Here is an 18,718-nt window from a genome sequence, read left to right as displayed (position 1 = left end):
TTAAGCGTGCTTGTTTTCCAATCGCTTGGAGACGACTGACAACGCGTAGTTGACGACAAAGTACATCACTGCCACCATCAGGAAGGTCGGGATGACGTAGTTGACATTGCGTCCGTTGATGATTTGCGCATGGTTCATCAGCTCTGGCAAAGCGATGACGACAGCAAGCGACGTATCCTTCAAGAGCGAAATGAATTGGCTCACAATCGGCGGAACCATTCTTCTGAGAGCCTGTGGAAGGACAACATGCCACAGTGTCTGGACATAATTCAGACCAGAAGAACGTGCAGCTTCAATCTGCCCTTTTTCGACCGAAGTTAAACCGCTTCGCACGATTTCCGACAGCATTGCTGCTTCGAAAATAACCAACGCCAGAACAGCGGCCCAAAACTTGTCCAGCTTGATTCCCACTTCAGGGAGAGCAAAATACGTAAAGAAAATAATCAACAAGAGCGGCAAATTGCGAACCAGCTCTACGATTGTCCCGAGAACAAGTGAGACTCCGGGAATCTTTGCGTAACGCAAAACCCCCACGACAATCGCAATGGTAAAGCTGAGGACAATTGACAGGAAAGCGACCTGCAAGGTGACCCAAAAGCCTTCGAGCAGGAAGGTCAAATGACTGGGCGTATAGGCTCCGAAAAAGTCCATGATGTCCCCTCCTTCTTATCGGCTTCCAGCCAAGCGTCGCTCCAAATAACTGACGAACGCGCTCAACGGAAGGGTCAGAATCAGATAGAAAACAGCTACAAAAATGTACACATCAAAGGTAACAAACGTATCGGCGGAAATCAGGTCTCCGAAATACATCAGGTCAAGACCTGCAATCATACCTAATACCGAAGAGTTTTTTACGAGATTGATAAACTGGTTGCCCATCGGCGGGATCACGACCTTGATCGCTTGCGGCAAAATGATATAGCGCATCGTTTGTCCGTACGTCAATCCCGAGGAACGAGCGGCTTCTGTCTGTCCTTTTGGAACCGCCAGAATGCCTGCACGGATCGTCTCCGCGATAAACGCTGCCGTATACACTGTCAAGCCGAGCGTCCCTGCAAGGAAAGGCTTCAGCACGATACCAATTGCCGGCAGGCCCACAAAAAAGAGGAAGACGACGAGAATCAGTGGGATATTACGCACAAACTCGACGTAAGCCGTAGCGATCCACTTGAGTGGTCGAATCGGAGAAATCCGAAAGATCGCAAAGAGTGTCCCCAGTACAAAGCTCCCGACGAGAGCAAGTAGGCTCGCCTGCAAGGTGTTCCAAAAGCCTTCGAGATACATATCCATGTGATCAAATAAGATAGTAAAATCGATCATCTCTTCTGCGATCCCCCTTGTGTGTAGGAATATAAGGGAATGAGCGGCAGAGTAAACCGCTCATTCTTTATGGAGTCGAACCGCATTATTTAGTAGGTTTTGTTCCGATCCATTTTTCATAAATCTTGTCGTATTCGCCGTTTTCTTTCATTTCTTTCAGCAGATCGTTCACGGTTTTCACGAATTCAGCGTCACCCTTGCTGATTGCGATGCCGTATGGCTCTTCCGTGAAGGTCTCTTCTGTTACACGGTAGTTCGGATCTTGTTTCGCCATGCCGTACAGGAGAGCGTTATCAGTTGTCAGCGCGTCACCTTGACCAGCTTTGAGTGCTGTGAAGGCTTCCGCGTAGTTTTCGAATTCAAGTACTTCTAAATCAGGAGCGCTCGCTCTAATGTTTTTCGCAGAAGTAGAACCTTTCGCGGTCACGATTTTCATGCCTTTTTGCATATCTTTCAGACCGTTGATGGAGCTATCCTTTTTCACCAAGAAAGATTGACCTGCCAGGAAGTACACGTCAGAGAAGTCTACTTCTTTTTTGCGGTCTTCCGTAATAGTCATTGTTGCGATGATCGCGTCAATTTCTCCGTTTTTCAGCATCGGGATACGCGTTTTGGAGGTAACTTCCTTCAGTTCGATTTTGTTTTCGTCACCGAGTACTTTCTTCGCGATTGCTTTTGCAATATCGATATCGAAGCCTTCTACATTTCCGGTTGCCGGGTCTTTCAAACCGAACAGGTTCAGGTCGTACTTCACTCCGACTACGAATTTGTCTCTTTCTTTAATTTTTGCCAATGTTCCTGCGGCTGGTGTGCCTTGTGCGCCGCCTTCTGCTTTACTACCCCCACCACAGCCTGCCAATGCAGTTGCGCTCAGCATCAGTACGAGACCCATACCTGCTACTTTCTTCCAAAGCTTGTTTGCTTTCATCTGATTACCCCTTTTCTCTATTGTTTTTATTTTAATTAGTGATTCAAAATCCGACTCAAGAACAAACGCGCGCGCTCTTCACGCGGACTTGCGAAAAACTCCTCTGGCGTAGAATCTTCAAGAATCGTACCCTGGTCCATAAACACGATGCGATCTGCCACTTCGCGGGCAAAGCCCATTTCGTGCGTCACGACCACCATCGTCATGCCTTCCTTCGCCAGCTTCTTCATGACGTCGAGCACTTCACCGATCGTCTCGGGGTCAAGTGCAGAAGTCGGTTCGTCAAACAACATGATTTTTGGTCGCATGGCCAGCCCTCGTGCAATCGCTACGCGTTGCTGTTGACCGCCAGACAGTTGCGTTGGGAGCATTTCCGCCTTTTCCGGAATCCCTACCTTTTCCAAATAGTAGAGAGCCGTTTCTTCAGCTTCCTTCTGCGATACTCCCAGTACCTTGGTTGGTGCCAACGTAATGTTTTGCAATACGGTCTTGTGCGGGTATAGATTGAAGTGCTGGAACACCATGCCGATGTCCCGACGCAGCTTGTTGATATCGGTGTTTTTTTCGTTCACTTTTACCCCGTCTACCACCAGTTCTCCGCTTGTAACCGTTTCCAATCTATTGATGCAACGAACCATCGTGCTTTTACCCGATCCTGACGGGCCAACGACCACGACGACTTCCCCCTGGTTGATATGCAGGTTGATGTTCTTGAGGACATGAAAGCTTCCGTAATGTTTATTTACTTGATGAAAACTGATCAACCTTAAATCCCCCCTTGCTCGATGTCTTATTTTGTATACTAATGTCGAACTACTCAAAACTACTGAAAAAGACAAAGAAAAGTTTTTCTGTTTAAAATTTTCTAATAACGAGCAATAAAAAAACGAAGTGAACCTACCAAGCGAATGGGAGCCAATATATCATGTAAGACCTGAATGGAGGCCGGCCTATGAAAGAGGAAAACGTAAAACCTTGGCTCATCCGGATGCGCCGAGGAGAGGAAGAAGCTTTTCAAGAAGTCTATCGAGCAACTCGCACGTACGCCTACAACCTGATCTATTTTCTGGCGCCGCACAAACAGGATGTAGACGACATGATGAGTGAAGTGTACGTGGAGTTGATTCGAAGCATCGACAGGTACGATGTGGAGCAGCCCTTTATCCCATGGTTCAACGGATTGATTGTGCGGCAGGTTCGCAACTGGAATCGAAGCATTTGGCGAAGATTTCGCCTGCTGGAGCGGGTAAAGGAAAAAGGATACGAAGCACCTGTCGCAGGGATGGAGGATCAGTTAGGGGCGATCAGTGATGAACTCGAGGTCATTCCCGCCGTAGAGAAATTATCCTTCAAGCTCAAGGAAATCGTCGTACTGCGTTACTACCAAAATTGTTCCTTAGAGGAAATTGCCGCGATTCTCCAAATCCCGCTTGGAACGGTGAAATCGAGACATCACTTGGCGATGAAGAAGTTGAGAGAGCATTTTGAGCATCGAATCAATAATAAGGAGGCATCTTATCATGTTCATTGAAAAAAGGCTGAGAGATGAGTATGAATGGGCAGCAGGAAAGCTCCACATTGATCCTTCACTGAACAGCAAAATCGAGAGAGCAGCTAAAAAGGAGTGGGCTAGCAAGTGGGGTTTGCACCATGGGCTGCGCTTTCGTCCAAAGCTGGTACATGTTGCAGCAGCGTTCGCCCTGCTCACTGGTTTTGGTTATGCGACTCACAGTTTGTTGTACAAGGTGGATGAAGGCTCTGTCCGCATGGAGGTTCAAGCCCATAAGGATTTTACATTGACGCAAATCACTCCTAAAGAAATACGGCTGGAATTGGCAAACGTAGAGAAAAAGCTGGCAACAGGCGAGACCGCCCTCGTCTATTTCGCAGCGCTGGAAAAAGAGAAGCACCCTCTCTTTCAACAAAACCCCATGATCGGCATAGAAAAGCCAGATGTCGTGAAAGATTGGAAAGCATGGACTTCCATCCTCAGTGAAGAAGCTTCTCTCTCACAAGCCTTGCCACACCAGCTTCCTGACAGCTTTTCATTCCTTGAGGGCAAACAGGGTACCCCCTACGGTGTCATGCTGGGTCAAGAAGGACAGCAGTGGCTGCATGAGCTTCAGGAAGAAAGCAAAGAAACAGGAAATAATGTCGTCTGGAAAGTGGTTCCACAAACAACTTCCCCTATCGAAGCGTATACGAGCCTCTATGAGAATGAGCAAAAAGAACGCATCTTTGTCACGATAGAGAGATTCCCGAATGATCAGCTAGACGTACAATTGAGCACGCCAGAAACAACGAAATACGACGCAGTAACCATCCGTGGAAAAAAAGCGCATTACACGAAAAACGACCAGTTCTTGTTTAGCGAATCCGGTCAATACCAAGAGCTGTCTTGGGTGGATCATGATGGGGAGCAAACGATTATGTATCGTGTAGCTTCCGATTCACCAACGGTTTCTAAAGAAGTGCTGCTCCAGGCGGCAAAAGCAAGCCAGCAGTAACAATGCGAAAAGCCAGCCCTCTCTTGCTTTGTATCCGCAAAAGAGGACTGGCTGCTTTTTTGTTTATCGTCACAAGGGATTATCCCCGCAGGCGGTTCACCCAGAAGCCGCCCTTCAAATGTTTCGGCTCAAAGGAGATCACGAATGCTTTTGGTGCAATCACATGTATGAGCTTCCACAGTTTTTTCTCGTTACTGCGCTTCGTCAACACTTGCATCATGAGACGATGTCCGTCGCGTCCCTCTGCTACCCAAGAAGTAACTCCAAAGCCATGTTCACGTAGCTTCACAGGAACCTCCAAGTCGACGGAATCCACAACGACTTGCAGCGTGACATAGCCCAAGGCCAAATACTCCTCGATTTTGCTGCCGATGAATACACCCATTCCCCAACCGATACAGTAGGCTGTGAGATTGATCGGATTGTCCAGGTTGTCCAGAACAATCTCCAACCCTTTCAAATACACGAATACTTCCACCATCGCCACTACGGATGCCAACACCCGATAGCCCTTGATCACCATCAGTAGTCGCAGCGTAAAAAACGAAACGTACAAAATGTTGATCCCGATGATGATCAAAACAAACGCCAAGCCCATTGCTCTCCTACCCCCACCCAGACCGGGTAACATGATGATTTTCTAATCGTGATAATCATATAATTGAAGGTATTTTTATAACAGCGGTAAAGTTTGGTTGTTTTGCGTTGAACCCTAGCAAACTTCCAGCATAGCGGTCACGCAGTTCCACACCTATCCACACCTTTTTTCCGAATTATCTGTTCAAATCAAACAAAACATCTCGCAATAACATTTTGACCGACATATTGTTCGTTCAATTCATCCGTCGCTACCTTTTCTTCTGAGATTGCAAGCGTGATAATCTGCGGCAAAACCAGCTGGTAACGGTCCTCCATCACGGTTTCGAGAACATATTGCCCCTCTTCGTCCCACAAAAGAATTCCTGCTAAAATTCTGGTCTCCACACAGATCCCCTCCATTTTTTCTCTTTTGAATATGTACGAAAGACGGGTACAATGACCCGCCTTCTAGTGCTTACTAATGTGTAATGGATTCTTACTGCTCTTTTTTCAGGCGTGCATCCAGAACAAAGTTGCCGAATGGCAGTAATGAAGCGATAAATGCCCCAATCACTTTCATGAAGGACCACTTATTCGTCATTGTAACATGTGCCAATGCCAAAATATACAGGACAAAAAACAATCCATGAAGCGAGCCGGCAATTTTTACTGCGGCTGGATAATCCCAAAAATACTTGAGCGGCATAGCAATCCCGAGAAGTACCAAATACGAGATCCCTTCGATTAGGCCGATGAGACGGAAACGTCCGAGGGCAGAGTTCATCATGTGCGGGTACCATCCTTGCCTTTGAAATTACCACTATTATAAATGAAAAACTATCATAATGATGAAAATAGTCCAATGTTCATAATAAATTCAAAATCAACGGCCCCACGCCTCTTCTCGGATGCGTTCCATCCAGCGCATCTCTGCGTGCAAATGCTCAATGGCTCCGATCAGAATGGTTCGTGCCCCCCAGCTAAGCCTCTCTCTTTTCTGCTCCTGGATCGATTCCAATAATCCAGTTAACCGTCTTACCTCCTGGATGTTCACTTCCAAGGCCTCATCCATTTTCTGTGGATCACCGTACGAAGCAAAAGTAAGAGCCGCGTAGATCGGATTGGTCAGTTGCATCGGTTTTTGCAGTTCTTCCAAGAGAAGCTGTTGGAAATGCTCTTCGCCTTTTGGCGTGATCCCATACATCGTCTTATCTGGGCGGCTAGTCTCACGAATGACTTCTTTGACCTCAATCATCCCGCTCTTTTCTAGTTGGTCGAAGGCATAGTAGAGTGAGCCTTTGGCGTATTTCATGTAACAATCCATTCCCCTGGCCTTCACCTGCTGCTGAACCTCGTAGGGATGCTTCTCCCCTTCCATCAGCAATCCCAGAACAAGTAATTTTAGACTCATGACGATTCTCCTCTATCCGCGTTCCAGTTTCGGTTTTGGTGCGGAAGGCGATTTCGTTAGCGCCCGATCATTTCCCATCAGCAAAATGCACACGAGAGCAAGAACAGCAGGAATGAGCGCCCACATAAACGTATTCGCAATCGACGAAGCGAGAATATCGATCATTTGATCCAAAACAGGTGCCGGAATAGATTCGCGCGCTTCTGGTGTCAAAATCGCTCGCGGGTCCATAATGGCATTCGTCATCCCTTGCCCCCCGAAGGCAGAGAACATGCCGTTTTCAAAAGAGTTGCGCTGCAAGATCCCGAACACGGTGATTCCCAACGTCATCCCCAATGAACGAGAAAAGGAGTTCGTCGAGCTGGCCGAACCTCTTTGACGCATATCAAAGCCATGAATCGCTGAAATTCCCAAGGTGGAGAAAGAAAAGCCCACACCAAACCCTGCAATCACCATGTAAAGCGTAACGATCGAACGAGGAATATCAGGCGTCAACGTACTCAAAAGAAAAATACCAGGTATGAAAAAGACTGCGGACAAAAGCATAATATTGCGGAAGCTCGTCTTCGTCGTCAGAAAACCGCCCAGCTGGCTGCCAGCAACCGAACCGAGCATCATCGGTGTCAACAGTAATCCGGCATTCGTCGCTGATCCCCCATATACGCCTTGGATAAAAATCGGCAGGTACACCGTAGCGATAATGAAAGCAGCGCCATACAACAGCGCGATCGCATTTGTCGTGGCAAATAACCGCTTCTTGAACATGGAGAACGATATAATCGGATCAGATGCCCGCCTCTCGACAAATAGAAAAATCACAAACAACAAGAAAAAGGAAGAGAACAATCCAATAATCTGCATCGAATCCCACGCGTATTGATTACCGCCCAGCTCCAATGCAAACATTAGACTCACAACTGCACCAACAAGCGTAATCGCTCCCCACCAGTCAATGCTCTGCTTGCGGTATTCCAGCGACTCTTTGTAATACATCGAGATCAACCAGAGGGACACCGCGCCAATCGGTACATTGATGTAAAAGATCCAATGCCAACTGACATATTCCGTAATATACGCACCCAGCAATGGTCCAAATACGCTGGACGTACCAAATACAGCTCCGAAAAGTCCCGTCATCTTGCCGCGCTTCTCTGGCGGGAATACGTCAAAAATAATCGTGAAGGCAATCGGCATCAACGCTCCGCCGCCAATCCCTTGAATCGCGCGATAAATACTCAACTCGACAATGCTGTTTGCCGTCCCGCATAAAATGGAGCCTAACAAAAATACAATAAGACCAAATATGTAAAAACGTTTTCTCCCATACATATCGGAGAGTTTACCAAAGATCGGCATCCCCGCCATCGTAGCGACCATGTACGCTGATGTCACCCAAACAAACTTATCCATGCCGCCCATCTCACCGACAATCGTAGCCATCGCCGTCGCGACAATCGTATTGTCCATGGAAGCCATCAGGAGACCAAGCAGAAGCCCCGCCAACACCCTATTCACTTTACTTTCTCTTGCAATCATTGCTTCACCCTCCTGACTGGTCAAATCAAAGTACTATACATTATTATATTCAAATTTGACTACTTATCAAAAAAAAACACTCCTTTTCTTGGAGCATTTTTTCCTGATCGATTATCGTCCAAACGGTGACGGGCTGAATGGGGATGGCTGCTGGGCCTGATCTCCCTTCCACATTTTATACGCCGCTTCTGACATCGGCTCCACTGTCGGTTTAATCTCTCCGGTGAATGGATTCTTATCATAGGGCAGGTTAAAAGTCCGTGTCCCGTCGCTCTTACGCATCAAAGAACCGTCCGACAGCCTCACCCAATTGCTGCCTGGTCCCCCATCGTCTACGACATAGATGCCGTTATCATCCCAGGCCGGATACGTTGGCACGTTATTTACCGGAGGACGTGCAGTCTGTTTCTTGACTGGTTTTGTTGCGGTTTTCGTCTTTTGCGTGTTCTTCTTCGGTTTGCTTGATTTTGCAGCTGCTACCGATTTTGTTTTTGGCTTCCCATCATTCTGCTTTGGCGTTGACGCTGTCACTGTTGCCGGTGCTGACGTTGCTACTGGCTTTTCAACTGGATAGGCGGAAACGTTATCGGCGCGCGGACCTTGATTAGCCAAATCCATGGCGGGCAATGCAGTACCCGCTTTTTGCGAGACAGATGCTGTTTTTGCATCCGTTCGTCCATCTGTTTTTACCGCGTGAATCAATGTCGGCCACAAATAGGCGTTAAAGCCTAGTAAAGCGACCATCAAGGCAATACCTACTATTTTTTTCATAATAAGGACTCCTATGACTGATTGATTAAGAAATAGAGCAATGACTTCTGGCCTATATCAAAAGTTTAGTCGATTGGAAGAAAAAAGAAAACACCTTCTTTCCATAGCTATATCAGGCTCCTTACATAAACAAACTCCTTCTCATTTTTGTCTTGAGAAGGAGTTTGTTATAAAAGGTGATTCTCGTATGATTCATTTCAGAGCAGATTCTTGCTTCTTGGAATGTTGTTTGATTAGCTCAATGGTGTGATCAAGTAAGTTTTTACCTCCCGTGTTCCCATGTCCAGGTACAACGGTTTCGATATGTGGATATTTTTCGATTACCTTCTGAACGGAGTCATCCCATTGTTCTACATTGGCATCGGAAAGATTTCCGAGGTCCCTAGCATCTAATGATTTGACGAAGCATCCACCGAATAATAATTTGGAATGAGGAAGCCAAACGGTAATGTTATCTTTTGAATGCCCTTCCCCAGGATAAAAGACTTCTAATGTGGTGTCGCCTACCTTTATCACTGGCTTTTCATCGAGTGTCGGATTGGGCGAAGGATATCCATTTTCTTTCGCTAGTTTTGCCGTCAATAGTGTACTACGTACGTCTATTTTTTGATTGAGTAACGCCCGAATACCTGAAATGCTGTCATCATGTGCATGTGTAATTAGAGCCAGAACAACGTCTTTCTTCCAATATTTCTTAATCATCTGTAATAGCTCTTCCGTTTTTTGGTTGTCCCCCCATGCTGTATCAATCAGGACGACTCCTTTGGAAGTAGATACGATTAAGCCATTGTGGTCATAGGTTGTGCCATTCCATTCATGATAGGTTGTATGTAACCATACGTTGTCATTCCATTTAGTTAATACGATGCTCTTCTCTGGATTGGTAATCTGCGTGGGAGATGCTGTTGTTTCAAACATCCAAGCGATACCCGTAGCGCGGAATCGTTTTGATTTGCTGCCCGTAGCGCCGAAGCTTTTTCCTTAATCGATATACGAGCGCATTCACTTCCACCCGTCCGACATCTGGGACATTCCCCTCATGCAACATTCGCTCTGGCCAAACTGTCAGCATAATTTCTTCAAAACTAACAGCCTGGTTCGCTTTTTGGTATAGAAGCTTCAGCAAATCCATATCTTTTCCGGTCAAATGCAGTCTAGCCCCGTCGAAACGAACTTCTCTTCTCTCCAGATGAATTTCCAAACTCGGCAAAAGCGAAGCGCTCTTTGGCTGCGTGAAAGGGAGCTCCCCAGTATCCTCCAGTCTATTGACCTCCCGTAAAAAGACGAGCTCTGCTACCCCTTTTGACAAGCTGATTTGATCGCCGTGACGAAGAATGTGAGGGGAATGATAAATGGGCGTCCCGTTTACCTCTGTGCCATGTTTACTTTCCAGATCGATAATCTTGTAATCGTTGCCGATCTTTTGAAAAGCTGCATGCAATCTCGAAATGTACGGACTGGCAAATGTAATGTCCAGTTGAAAACTAGTCCCCCTCCGCCCGATTGTACAGCGATCTTTTGTGAGATATTTGCGCGAGGTAAATTGGTTGGGGTCCCCTTTTTTTACGAGTAAATACGCACCATTGTCTATCATCTAGTGATCACCTCACTTGTTGATCTATACCAGCTTGCCCGTAGGGAATAGCATTGGTAGAAGGTAGTAAGTTTCGTGCGTTTACTGATCTATCACGGTTTTACAGCCGTCAGTGCGTCAACAGCAACCTTGGTAGCTTCAGCAATGAGCGCATCATCATAAGTGGCGTCCTGTTTATCCCTGCTAGACAACACGGCAATGACAATGGGCTTTTTATTCGGTGGCCATATGATACCGATATCGTTTCGCGTTCCGTAGCTTGCCGCTCCCGTCTTATCTCCGACCTTCCAGTCTTTTGGGACGCCCGCACGAATCAGCTTGTCTCCCGTCGTGTTGCCTTGTAGCCACTCCGTAAGAATCGTCTGCTTGTCAGGCGACAGCACATCCCCTACCGTATAGGCTCTTAGGCTCGTTGCAAGTGCTTTAGGTGTGCTTGTATCACGAGTATCTTCCGGTGTAGCCTCATTCAATTCCGTCTCGTAGCGCTCAGATGTCGTCACACCATCACCAATCTGTCTCAGAGCTGATTCAAAGCCTTTAGGGCCGCCAAGTTCTTTGAACAACAGATTTCCCGCTGTGTTGTCGCTATAGCGAATCGCCGCGTCTGCAAGCTCTCGAAGAGTCATCCCGGTCGCTACGTGTTTTTCGGTGATGGGTGAATAAGTAACGAGATCGTCCTTGGTGTAGGAGATCACTTTGTCGAGCTCTTCCAACGATTTCTGATGCAAGACTGCACCTGCGGCTAAAGCCTTGTATGTAGAGGCAAAAGCGAACCGTTCATCATCGCGATAAGCAACTGCCAAATTTGTGTCGGTGTCGATCGCATAGACGCCTAGTCTCGCATTAAACTTGTTTTCCAGCGCAGCGAACTTTTGATCCATGGCAGACTCTGGCGTTTCCGTTTTTCCGACAGGCGCTTCTGCAGAAGAGCAACCGCCGAGCGTGAGAAGCGTGAGAAAAATTGTTTTCACCGTGAATCCGAACAGTCTAGATTGATGAACTTTCATGGATGACAAACCTCTTTCTAGGAAGATATAACTCGTGTATTACATGCGTAATATCGTACTACATTTGTAATCAACTAATTTCACGATAATATTACACGCGTAATCCACTAGTGTCAATCTCCTTTTTCCTGCATGGAAAAGAGCTACAGCCATCCTTACTTAAAATAAAAAAGACGCCCTTTCAAGAAAACTGGATAACCGTAAGTGGTTTTTTCCAACTTCGCTTGAAAGGGCGCGCTCTATTTTTTAGGATAATCAGTCGATGATTGTTTCGTATCCAATATGGAACGTAGCTCCTGAATCTCCTCGTCCGATAACGATTCCTTCTGGATGAACTGAACCAGCATCGATTTTAGAGCCCCGCTGTAAATCCGCTCCAGAAATGACTGTGCCTCGGCGTGCTGGCATTCATTTTGTGAGTACAACGGATAAAACGTATAGACTCTTTGGTTTTGATTGACGCCAACGGCATTTTTTTGAACCAAACGATTCAAAAGAGTACGCACTGTTTTTGGGTTCCAATCCGTTTCACCTTCCAAGGAGGAAATAATTTCGTTGGCCGCAAGCGGTGACCTTTCCCATAGCACATTCATCACTCGCCATTCCGCTTCTGAAATACTTGGCATGGATGTAGACATGAAGTCTCCCCCTTTCGATAATCATGACTGAAAGAACAAAGGCTAGTAAAGACCTTTCGCTTTCAAAATAGACAAGGTTATTTCTGCTGCTGCAGGTCCATTCGCGTAATCTTCGCTTTGTATATTTGTAGCAAAGAAGTAGGTGCCCTCCTCGTTCTCTACATATCCGACAAACCAACCGTTCACTTCTTTTTGATTGACGGCGCCCGTACCTGTTTTCCCGGAAAGAATCGAACCCGCCTTTTCCGATAAGCGGATGGAATCTTTCACCGTCTGGATATTGTTTTCTTGAAAACCAAACTGGTTCGTATAGAACGCTTTTAATAATTGTACCTGCTCCACCGGAGAAATCTTCAAGGAAGATTCTATCCAATATTCGCCGATTCCACCAGATGTATTGTAATTTCCGTAGTTCAATTGTTCCAGATATTCTTGAATCATATCCGGCGAGATGCTATTATCCAACTCTTTAAAGTACCAGTTCGTGGAGTATCGCATCGCGGTAAATAGATCTTGATCGTGGTTCCACTGCTCATACGGATAACGGATTCCATCCCATTTTAACAGGGAGCCTTCCCTCGAAATCACATCGGTCTCCAATCCAAACAAGGTGAGAAAAATCTTGTAGGTGGAGTTCGGTGAAATTCGTTGTGTACTTCCTGCCTTGTTGTAAATCCGATACTGGTCGGCTTTCCAATCATATAAAACAAAACTACCTTCATAACCACGGAAATAGTTGTCTAAATCCTCGTAAATCGTTCGATCATCTTGAAAATGATAGCGACTGCGATCGTCAGCTAAAGCGGAACCAACAAGAACCTGACTGGCAACCAAGACGCCCATCATGGAAAAAATGAACGTACTTTTCAACTGCAACAGCTTTGATTCGACCTTATGGGATGCGATTTTCTCGATTCGTTTTTTCACTGCCTTCTTGGAACCGTTTAACTGATTAGCCAAAACGACATTTCCGGCTCGACTTTCTTTATCCAAAAACTTAATGATGGTATGACCATATTCCACATATTTTCGCTTGTCTAAAAAGTTCAACACAGCTACATCACAAGCAATTTCACGGTCCACTCTCATTTCCCGAAAAGCCAGCCAAACTAATGGATGGAACCAATACAATAGCTGATACACAACGGTCACGTAGTTCATGACGATATCATTGTTTTTTTTGTGCATGAGCTCATGCAAAAAGATATACTTCATTTCATTGATCGACAGCCATTCATCAAAATGACTGGGAAGAACAACATACGTTGTAAAAACGCCAAACGTCATCGGAGACTTGACCTGCTTGGATTCTGCTAACACGATGTTCCGATTTATTTTTACATCCTTCTTGCATTGTTCAAACAAATCGATGATTTCTTGATTGGTGATCACAGAAGCTGTTCGCTTGATCTGCTGGATTTTTAACCAGGCTGATAACGTAATCAAAGCACAAACGATCATGCCGACTACCCATATGCTGACGAGAATCGTAGGAAAGGAGTCAGGTGTATGGCGATTTACCGACAACGTTAAATCCTGTACCCAATTCACATTTTCAAACACAGGAGCTTGTGCAGCGAGCGTCGAGCTACCGACTGCATTACGCTGATTCATGCCTGAGACAAATAGATTTCCAAAATCAAAAAAGTAATTTGGGATAAAAGCTGGCGTCAAAGCGACCAGCGAGAGAAACCACAAATTGTACTGCCATCTAGCCGACAGCTGGGAGCGAAATACTTTTCGAATCAAGAAAATTAGCGCGATCGTGCAAGAAGAAACGATCAAGCTAATCACCACATAATTGACGAACATGCTACCTGTCTCCCTCCCTTCTTACATAGGGCAATCTAGATAAAAACAGAATCCGTATCAATTCTCCAGAGCAACAGGAATGCTCTTCAACCTGACAGGATTCTTCGCTGAGCACAATTAGCTTCATTATGTCAAAAACGAGATCACGATACAAGCTATCGTCGATTGGAAGAAAAAAGAAAACACCTTCTTCAAAAATGGTAAGAAGGTGTTTCTAACCTGATTTAGTTTGTTTTCAAAACATCGTGATCAACGTAACGCTCGCCATTCAGTTCGCTGATGACATTGATTGCAACCTTGGCGCCATCACCAGATGTAATAATCGTATGTACGCTTACTCCCGCGCACGTACCTGCTGCCCAAATTCCTTCGATGTTCGTCTTCCCTTGTGCATCGACATCGACAACGGTTTTAATCCGTGGCTCTGTACCTTCTTTGGTTTTTACCCCAATCGCTTCTGCCAAAGTCACGAGCGCTCCCGTTGCAAGAATCACATGTTTAGCCTCGAAGCTGCCTTTTTCCGCTGTCTCTACGAGTAAGCCTTGCTCTGTTTTGGTAATGTTGCTTACTTGGTCGGCTACCAGCTCCGCACCGAATTTCGCTGCTTGCTTTTTACCGATCTCAATGAGATCTGGGCCTGAGATTTCCATGATGCCGTAGTGATTTTCCATCCACGCGCGCTTGGTCATGCTTTTGTCATTATCAATCAGCAACGTCTTCTTACCTGCTTTTGCAGCAAACAACGCTGCACTTCCGCCTGCCGGGCCTGCTCCAATAATTACGATATCAAACAAAGAAATCTCTCCCTTCCAAATTAACTTTCACAACATAATTATATACTAAGTATTATAAATTTGACAACAGCTTTCACAAGTTTGTGCTGGCAATAAGGAAAATATTTACTATCATTGGGTTCGATCTACTTTTACGAAGGTCGCGTAATCCAGAATCGACGAATGACCAATCCATCCTCGTCTGTACATTCCGACTCAAAGACGCCCCCGTTCTTCCGAATCGTTTTTTCCGATCCTACATTATCATAATCACAAATCACCAATACTTCGTTTATCCCCAGCTCGGTCGTGATGTTTAGAGCTTGTGCTAAAATTTCCGTCGCATATCCTTTGCGTCTCTCAGAAGGTCGGATACCATATCCGATGTGCCCGCTATATTTTCGTAAACGCTCATTGAGACGATGCCGAATATTCACCGCCCCCACTATGCGTTGCTCCTCATTTACGAGCCAATACGTCGAATGTGGAACATAGCCATCCGGAAGATTTTCCTCGCTGCACTCACCCTCCAGAAATTCCAAATACGCAGGAAAATCGTATGGCTCCCGATCCACCACCCACGGGACGATAGGCTCTCCGCTTTCTTTCCATTCCTCGTAAAAGGAAATATACTCTGCTTGAAGTTCTGCACAAGGCTTTATTAAATACAATTGCCCAGCCATCGACTGCACTCCCTTTGCCTATTTTTGCATAAAATTCTTTCTATTATAGCTGCAAGGAGAGAGAGTTACCAGCCAAATAATTTTTTACCTTCTTGAATCACTTCTATTAGTTGACGAAAAGCCGCGTAGGAAGAAGCGCAGACTGGAAATGCGCTTCTTCCCTCCACTACAGCTATAAATAAACATAAAAAACGTGGCACAAGCAACGAATCGCTTGTGCCACGCTCTTAACTGATTAATATTTGTTAAACAACATGATCCAGAGGGAACCTACAACGATTGTAAATACAATCACAAGTCCAAGAATCAATGTCTGTACGTTGTAGCGCGGTTTTTCTCCTTCGCGGATGTGCATGAAGAAGACCAACTGAACTACGAACTGCAATACCGCCATTACCAAGATCGCGATCATGGTCGCCGTTTTACTCAAAATCGAGTTCATGACCAGCACGAGTGGGATAATGGTGAGCACGATCGACAGAATAAAACCGATCACGTACTCTTTCATCGATCCGTGACTATGATGTCCGCCATGGTTTTGATGTTGTGCCACCTTACATCACCCCCATCAGGTAAACGACTGTGAAGAGGAAGATCCACACAACGTCAAGGAAGTGCCAGTACAAGCTCAGGTTGGTAATTTTGCGGCGAGTAACCGCGGTGATTCCACGACGCTTCAGCTGCATGATCAACGCAGTCATCCAGAACAGACCAAGCGTTACGTGCAATCCGTGCGTACCAACCAGTGTGTAGAAAGCGGACCAGTAGCCGCTAGTAGCCATGGTTGCGCCTTCGCTCATCAAGTGCATAAACTCAGTAACTTCCAACACTATGAACGACAGTCCCAAAAGACCAGTTACAGCCAGCCAAGCAATCAGCTGCTTCACATTGCCTTTGTTCATCGCCAGAACAGCGAGACCGCTGGTAAAGCTACTTGTCAGCAAGATAAAGGTTGAAGCAATAACACCTGGCAGCTGGAACAATTCCTGTCCAGTTGGTCCGCCAGCAAAGCTATTCATCATTACCGCATAGGTTGCAAACAATGTACCGAACAGCACGCAGTCTGTGACAACGAAAATCCAAAAACCAAGAACCTTTAATTGCTCATGCTCTTCATGATGGTCGTGGTCGTGGCCGTGACCATGGTCATGATTCGTAGCCATCGTTACACCACCCTCCCCAGTGAAGCCTCAGTGCGACGCACTTCCTCCACCGGTACGTAATAATCCGTGTCGTATTGGAAGGAGCGTGCCCACATGCATGCGAATACTCCGATGAATCCAATGACGGCCATCCAAACCCATCCAAATGTGAAACCAAAACCTACCAAGAACCAGAAGTTCGCCATGATAAACGGAATTCCAGAGTTCTTCGGCATATGAATCGGCTCCAGTTTCGCCGGTTGTTCTTTATAGGTGCCATTTGCTTTTGCTTCTTTTGTTGCCCACCAGTCATCCATTTCTTTCACTTGTGGTACAACAGCAAAGTTGTAGAACGGTGCAGGTGACGGAATCGACCACTCCAGCGTACGACCATTCCATGGATCGCCTGTCGTGTCGCGCTCACCATTCTTGATGCTGTAAGCGATTTGCCATACTTGGAAGATGAAACCGATACCCATCATGAATGCCCCAACAGTGGATACGAGGTTCATATCTGCCCAGCCGCGATCCCAACCGTACGTGTAGTAACGGCGAGTCATACCCATGAAACCGAGCGCGTATTGTGGCATAAAGCACACGTAGAAACCAATATTCCAGAACCAGAAGCCCCATTTGCCTAGCTTCTCGTCGAGCTTGAAGCCGAACAGTTTTGGCCACCAGTAGTAAATACCAGCCAAGTAACCGAATACTACCCCACCGATCAATACTTGGTGGAAGTGGGCAACCAAGAAGTAACTGTTGTGATACTGATAGTCTGCTGGAGCTACTGCCAGCATTACCCCAGTCGCTCCACCAATAACAAAGCAAGGGATAAAGGCAATCGTCCACAGCATTGGTTGTTTAAAGGATATCCGACCACGGTACATTGTAAACAGCCAGTTAAAGACCTTAACCCCAGTCGGGATACCAACAACCATCGTTGATATCGCAAAGAAGGCGATAACACTTGCGCTCGTACCCATCGTGAAGAAGTGGTGAGCCCATGTAAAGAACGATACAACGGCAATGATCATCATCGCCCAAACCATTGATTTGTAGCCGAAAATCTTTTTGCGTGAGAATGTAGCCACAATTTCAGAGAAGATACCGAAAGCTGGTACTACTACGATATATACCTCAGGGTGACCCCACATCCAGATGAGGTTGAGGTACATCATCGGATTACCGCCGCCGTCCATCGTGAAGAAGTGAGCACCTGCAAAACGGTCAAGGAACAACAGTGCAAGTGTTACAGTCAAGATTGGGAAAGCGAAGATAATCATAATGCAGCTGGACAATACGGACCAGCTAAACAATGGCATTTTGGAAAGCTTCATGCCAGGTGCACGCATTTTGAGAATCGTTACGATAAAGTTAATCCCTGTCGCCAAACTACCGATACCAGAGATCTGAATCCCCCATATATAGAAGTTCTGACCTGGTCCAGGGCTGAATTCATTTTGTGACAATGGCGGGTAAGACAACCAACCAGCGTCCGGGGAGCCCCCGATTACGAACGAAAGGTTGAATAGCATCGCACCGAGCATAAACAGCCAGAAGCTGAGTGCGTTCAAGAACGGATACGCTACATCTCGAGCACCGAGCTGAAGCGGTACTACCATGTTGAACAAGGCAAACATCATCGGCATCGCCATGAACAAAATCATGATCGTACCATGAGTCGTAAAGATGGCATTATAGTGATCCGAGTTCAGGAACTCTACGTTCGGGAATGCCAGTTGCAAACGCATCAGCAGGGCGTCAACCCCACCGCGGAACAGCATCAGAAGCGATGCGATCAAATACATAATACCAATACGCTTATGGTCAACTGTAGTCAACCATTCACGCCATAGCCAACCCCATTTTTTATACTTAGTCAGAACGAATACGATCGCAACCATGGATAGTACAATCGATACGTCCGCACCGTAAATCAGCGGGTCACCTGTTACAAAGAACGTGGATGCAAAATCCTTAATGTTCTCCCACACGTGGTATTCCTCCTCCCTCTCGC

At 46.1% G+C, this 18,718-nt stretch carries 22 protein-coding genes; 2 read left to right on the top strand and 20 right to left on the bottom strand.

Annotation, left to right across the window (positions count from 1 at the left end; genetic code table 11):
- From ACFYU8_RS23435 to ACFYU8_RS23420, 4 genes are all read right to left on the bottom strand, one after another.
- Nucleotides 1–651: an amino acid ABC transporter permease gene (locus tag ACFYU8_RS23435; RefSeq protein ID WP_390304311.1), complete on the bottom strand. Its 651-nt coding sequence runs from the start codon at nt 649–651 to the stop codon at nt 1–3.
- A gap of 15 nt (nt 652–666) precedes the next feature.
- The gene (locus tag ACFYU8_RS23430) at nt 667–1,320 is read right to left on the bottom strand and encodes an amino acid ABC transporter permease (protein ID WP_390304309.1); all 654 of its coding nucleotides are present in this window, start codon (nt 1,318–1,320) and stop codon (nt 667–669) included.
- A gap of 85 nt (nt 1,321–1,405) precedes the next feature.
- Nucleotides 1,406–2,248, bottom strand: coding sequence for a transporter substrate-binding domain-containing protein (locus tag ACFYU8_RS23425; protein ID WP_390304307.1), 843 nt, complete (start codon nt 2,246–2,248; stop codon nt 1,406–1,408).
- 35 nt (nt 2,249–2,283) lie between these two features.
- Complete coding sequence (locus ACFYU8_RS23420) at nt 2,284–3,012, bottom strand: amino acid ABC transporter ATP-binding protein (protein ID WP_390304305.1); 729 nt, start codon at nt 3,010–3,012, stop codon at nt 2,284–2,286.
- 188 nt (nt 3,013–3,200) lie between these two features.
- Here ACFYU8_RS23420 and ACFYU8_RS23415 point away from each other — a divergent pair, with 188 nt between their 5' ends.
- Both ACFYU8_RS23415 and ACFYU8_RS23410 read left to right on the top strand, forming a co-directional pair.
- A complete protein-coding gene (locus tag ACFYU8_RS23415) occupies nt 3,201–3,779 on the top strand; it encodes a sigma-70 family RNA polymerase sigma factor (RefSeq protein WP_390304303.1) in 579 nt (192 codons plus the stop codon).
- Nucleotides 3,769–4,755, top strand: coding sequence for a hypothetical protein (locus ACFYU8_RS23410; RefSeq protein ID WP_390304302.1), 987 nt, complete (start codon nt 3,769–3,771; stop codon nt 4,753–4,755). Before ACFYU8_RS23415 ends, ACFYU8_RS23410 begins: the two co-directional genes overlap by 11 nt.
- A gap of 79 nt (nt 4,756–4,834) precedes the next feature.
- On the opposite strand, the gene ACFYU8_RS23405 is transcribed toward ACFYU8_RS23410, so the two are convergent.
- From ACFYU8_RS23405 to ACFYU8_RS23330, 16 genes are all read right to left on the bottom strand, one after another.
- The gene (locus tag ACFYU8_RS23405) at nt 4,835–5,353 is read right to left on the bottom strand and encodes a DUF2179 domain-containing protein (protein ID WP_390304300.1); all 519 of its coding nucleotides are present in this window, start codon (nt 5,351–5,353) and stop codon (nt 4,835–4,837) included.
- A 188-nt stretch (nt 5,354–5,541) separates the two neighbouring features.
- Entirely contained in the window at nt 5,542–5,739 is a 198-nt protein-coding gene (locus ACFYU8_RS23400) for a hypothetical protein (protein ID WP_390304298.1), read from the bottom strand.
- A gap of 91 nt (nt 5,740–5,830) precedes the next feature.
- Nucleotides 5,831–6,121: a DUF3817 domain-containing protein gene (locus ACFYU8_RS23395; protein ID WP_106841421.1), complete on the bottom strand. Its 291-nt coding sequence runs from the start codon at nt 6,119–6,121 to the stop codon at nt 5,831–5,833.
- Between the two features lie 96 nt (nt 6,122–6,217).
- Nucleotides 6,218–6,745, bottom strand: coding sequence for a PadR family transcriptional regulator (locus ACFYU8_RS23390; RefSeq protein ID WP_390304296.1), 528 nt, complete (start codon nt 6,743–6,745; stop codon nt 6,218–6,220).
- Between the two features lie 12 nt (nt 6,746–6,757).
- Entirely contained in the window at nt 6,758–8,281 is a 1,524-nt protein-coding gene (locus tag ACFYU8_RS23385) for an MDR family MFS transporter (RefSeq protein ID WP_390304294.1), read from the bottom strand.
- A 111-nt stretch (nt 8,282–8,392) separates the two neighbouring features.
- A complete protein-coding gene (locus ACFYU8_RS23380) occupies nt 8,393–9,052 on the bottom strand; it encodes a hypothetical protein (protein WP_390304292.1) in 660 nt (219 codons plus the stop codon).
- A 192-nt stretch (nt 9,053–9,244) separates the two neighbouring features.
- Nucleotides 9,245–9,970 carry a subclass B1 metallo-beta-lactamase gene (bla, locus tag ACFYU8_RS23375; RefSeq protein ID WP_390304290.1) on the bottom strand — a complete coding sequence of 242 codons (726 nt, stop codon included), beginning with the start codon at nt 9,968–9,970 and terminating at the stop codon, nt 9,245–9,247.
- Nucleotides 9,963–10,646 (bottom strand): FHA domain-containing protein, encoded by a 684-nt coding sequence (locus ACFYU8_RS23370; RefSeq protein WP_390304288.1) that lies wholly within the window; start codon nt 10,644–10,646, stop codon nt 9,963–9,965. Before ACFYU8_RS23370 ends, bla begins: the two co-directional genes overlap by 8 nt.
- Before the next feature lie 92 nt (nt 10,647–10,738).
- Nucleotides 10,739–11,653: a BBI family class A beta-lactamase gene (gene blaBBI / locus ACFYU8_RS23365; protein ID WP_390304286.1), complete on the bottom strand. Its 915-nt coding sequence runs from the start codon at nt 11,651–11,653 to the stop codon at nt 10,739–10,741.
- 239 nt (nt 11,654–11,892) lie between these two features.
- Entirely contained in the window at nt 11,893–12,291 is a 399-nt protein-coding gene (gene blaI / locus ACFYU8_RS23360) for a penicillinase repressor BlaI (protein WP_390304284.1), read from the bottom strand.
- Between the two features lie 42 nt (nt 12,292–12,333).
- Complete coding sequence (locus ACFYU8_RS23355) at nt 12,334–14,103, bottom strand: BlaR1 family beta-lactam sensor/signal transducer (RefSeq protein WP_390304282.1); 1,770 nt, start codon at nt 14,101–14,103, stop codon at nt 12,334–12,336.
- A gap of 224 nt (nt 14,104–14,327) precedes the next feature.
- The gene (locus ACFYU8_RS23350) at nt 14,328–14,897 is read right to left on the bottom strand and encodes an FAD-dependent oxidoreductase (RefSeq protein ID WP_007722324.1); all 570 of its coding nucleotides are present in this window, start codon (nt 14,895–14,897) and stop codon (nt 14,328–14,330) included.
- 131 nt (nt 14,898–15,028) lie between these two features.
- Entirely contained in the window at nt 15,029–15,559 is a 531-nt protein-coding gene (locus ACFYU8_RS23345) for a GNAT family N-acetyltransferase (RefSeq protein WP_390304280.1), read from the bottom strand.
- A 235-nt stretch (nt 15,560–15,794) separates the two neighbouring features.
- Entirely contained in the window at nt 15,795–16,112 is a 318-nt protein-coding gene (gene cyoD / locus ACFYU8_RS23340; RefSeq protein WP_106841411.1) for a cytochrome o ubiquinol oxidase subunit IV, read from the bottom strand.
- Between the two features lies 1 nt (nt 16,113).
- Nucleotides 16,114–16,722, bottom strand: coding sequence for a cytochrome o ubiquinol oxidase subunit III (gene cyoC / locus ACFYU8_RS23335; protein WP_390304278.1), 609 nt, complete (start codon nt 16,720–16,722; stop codon nt 16,114–16,116).
- Between the two features lie 2 nt (nt 16,723–16,724).
- Nucleotides 16,725–18,695: a cbb3-type cytochrome c oxidase subunit I gene (locus ACFYU8_RS23330; RefSeq protein ID WP_144617333.1), complete on the bottom strand. Its 1,971-nt coding sequence runs from the start codon at nt 18,693–18,695 to the stop codon at nt 16,725–16,727.
- Nucleotides 18,696–18,718 lie beyond the last annotated feature (23 nt).

This window comes from Brevibacillus sp. NPDC003359 (assembly GCF_042878995.1).
Classification (GTDB): domain Bacteria; phylum Bacillota; class Bacilli; order Brevibacillales; family Brevibacillaceae; genus Brevibacillus.
This window is presented reverse-complemented; position numbering and strand designations above follow the sequence as displayed.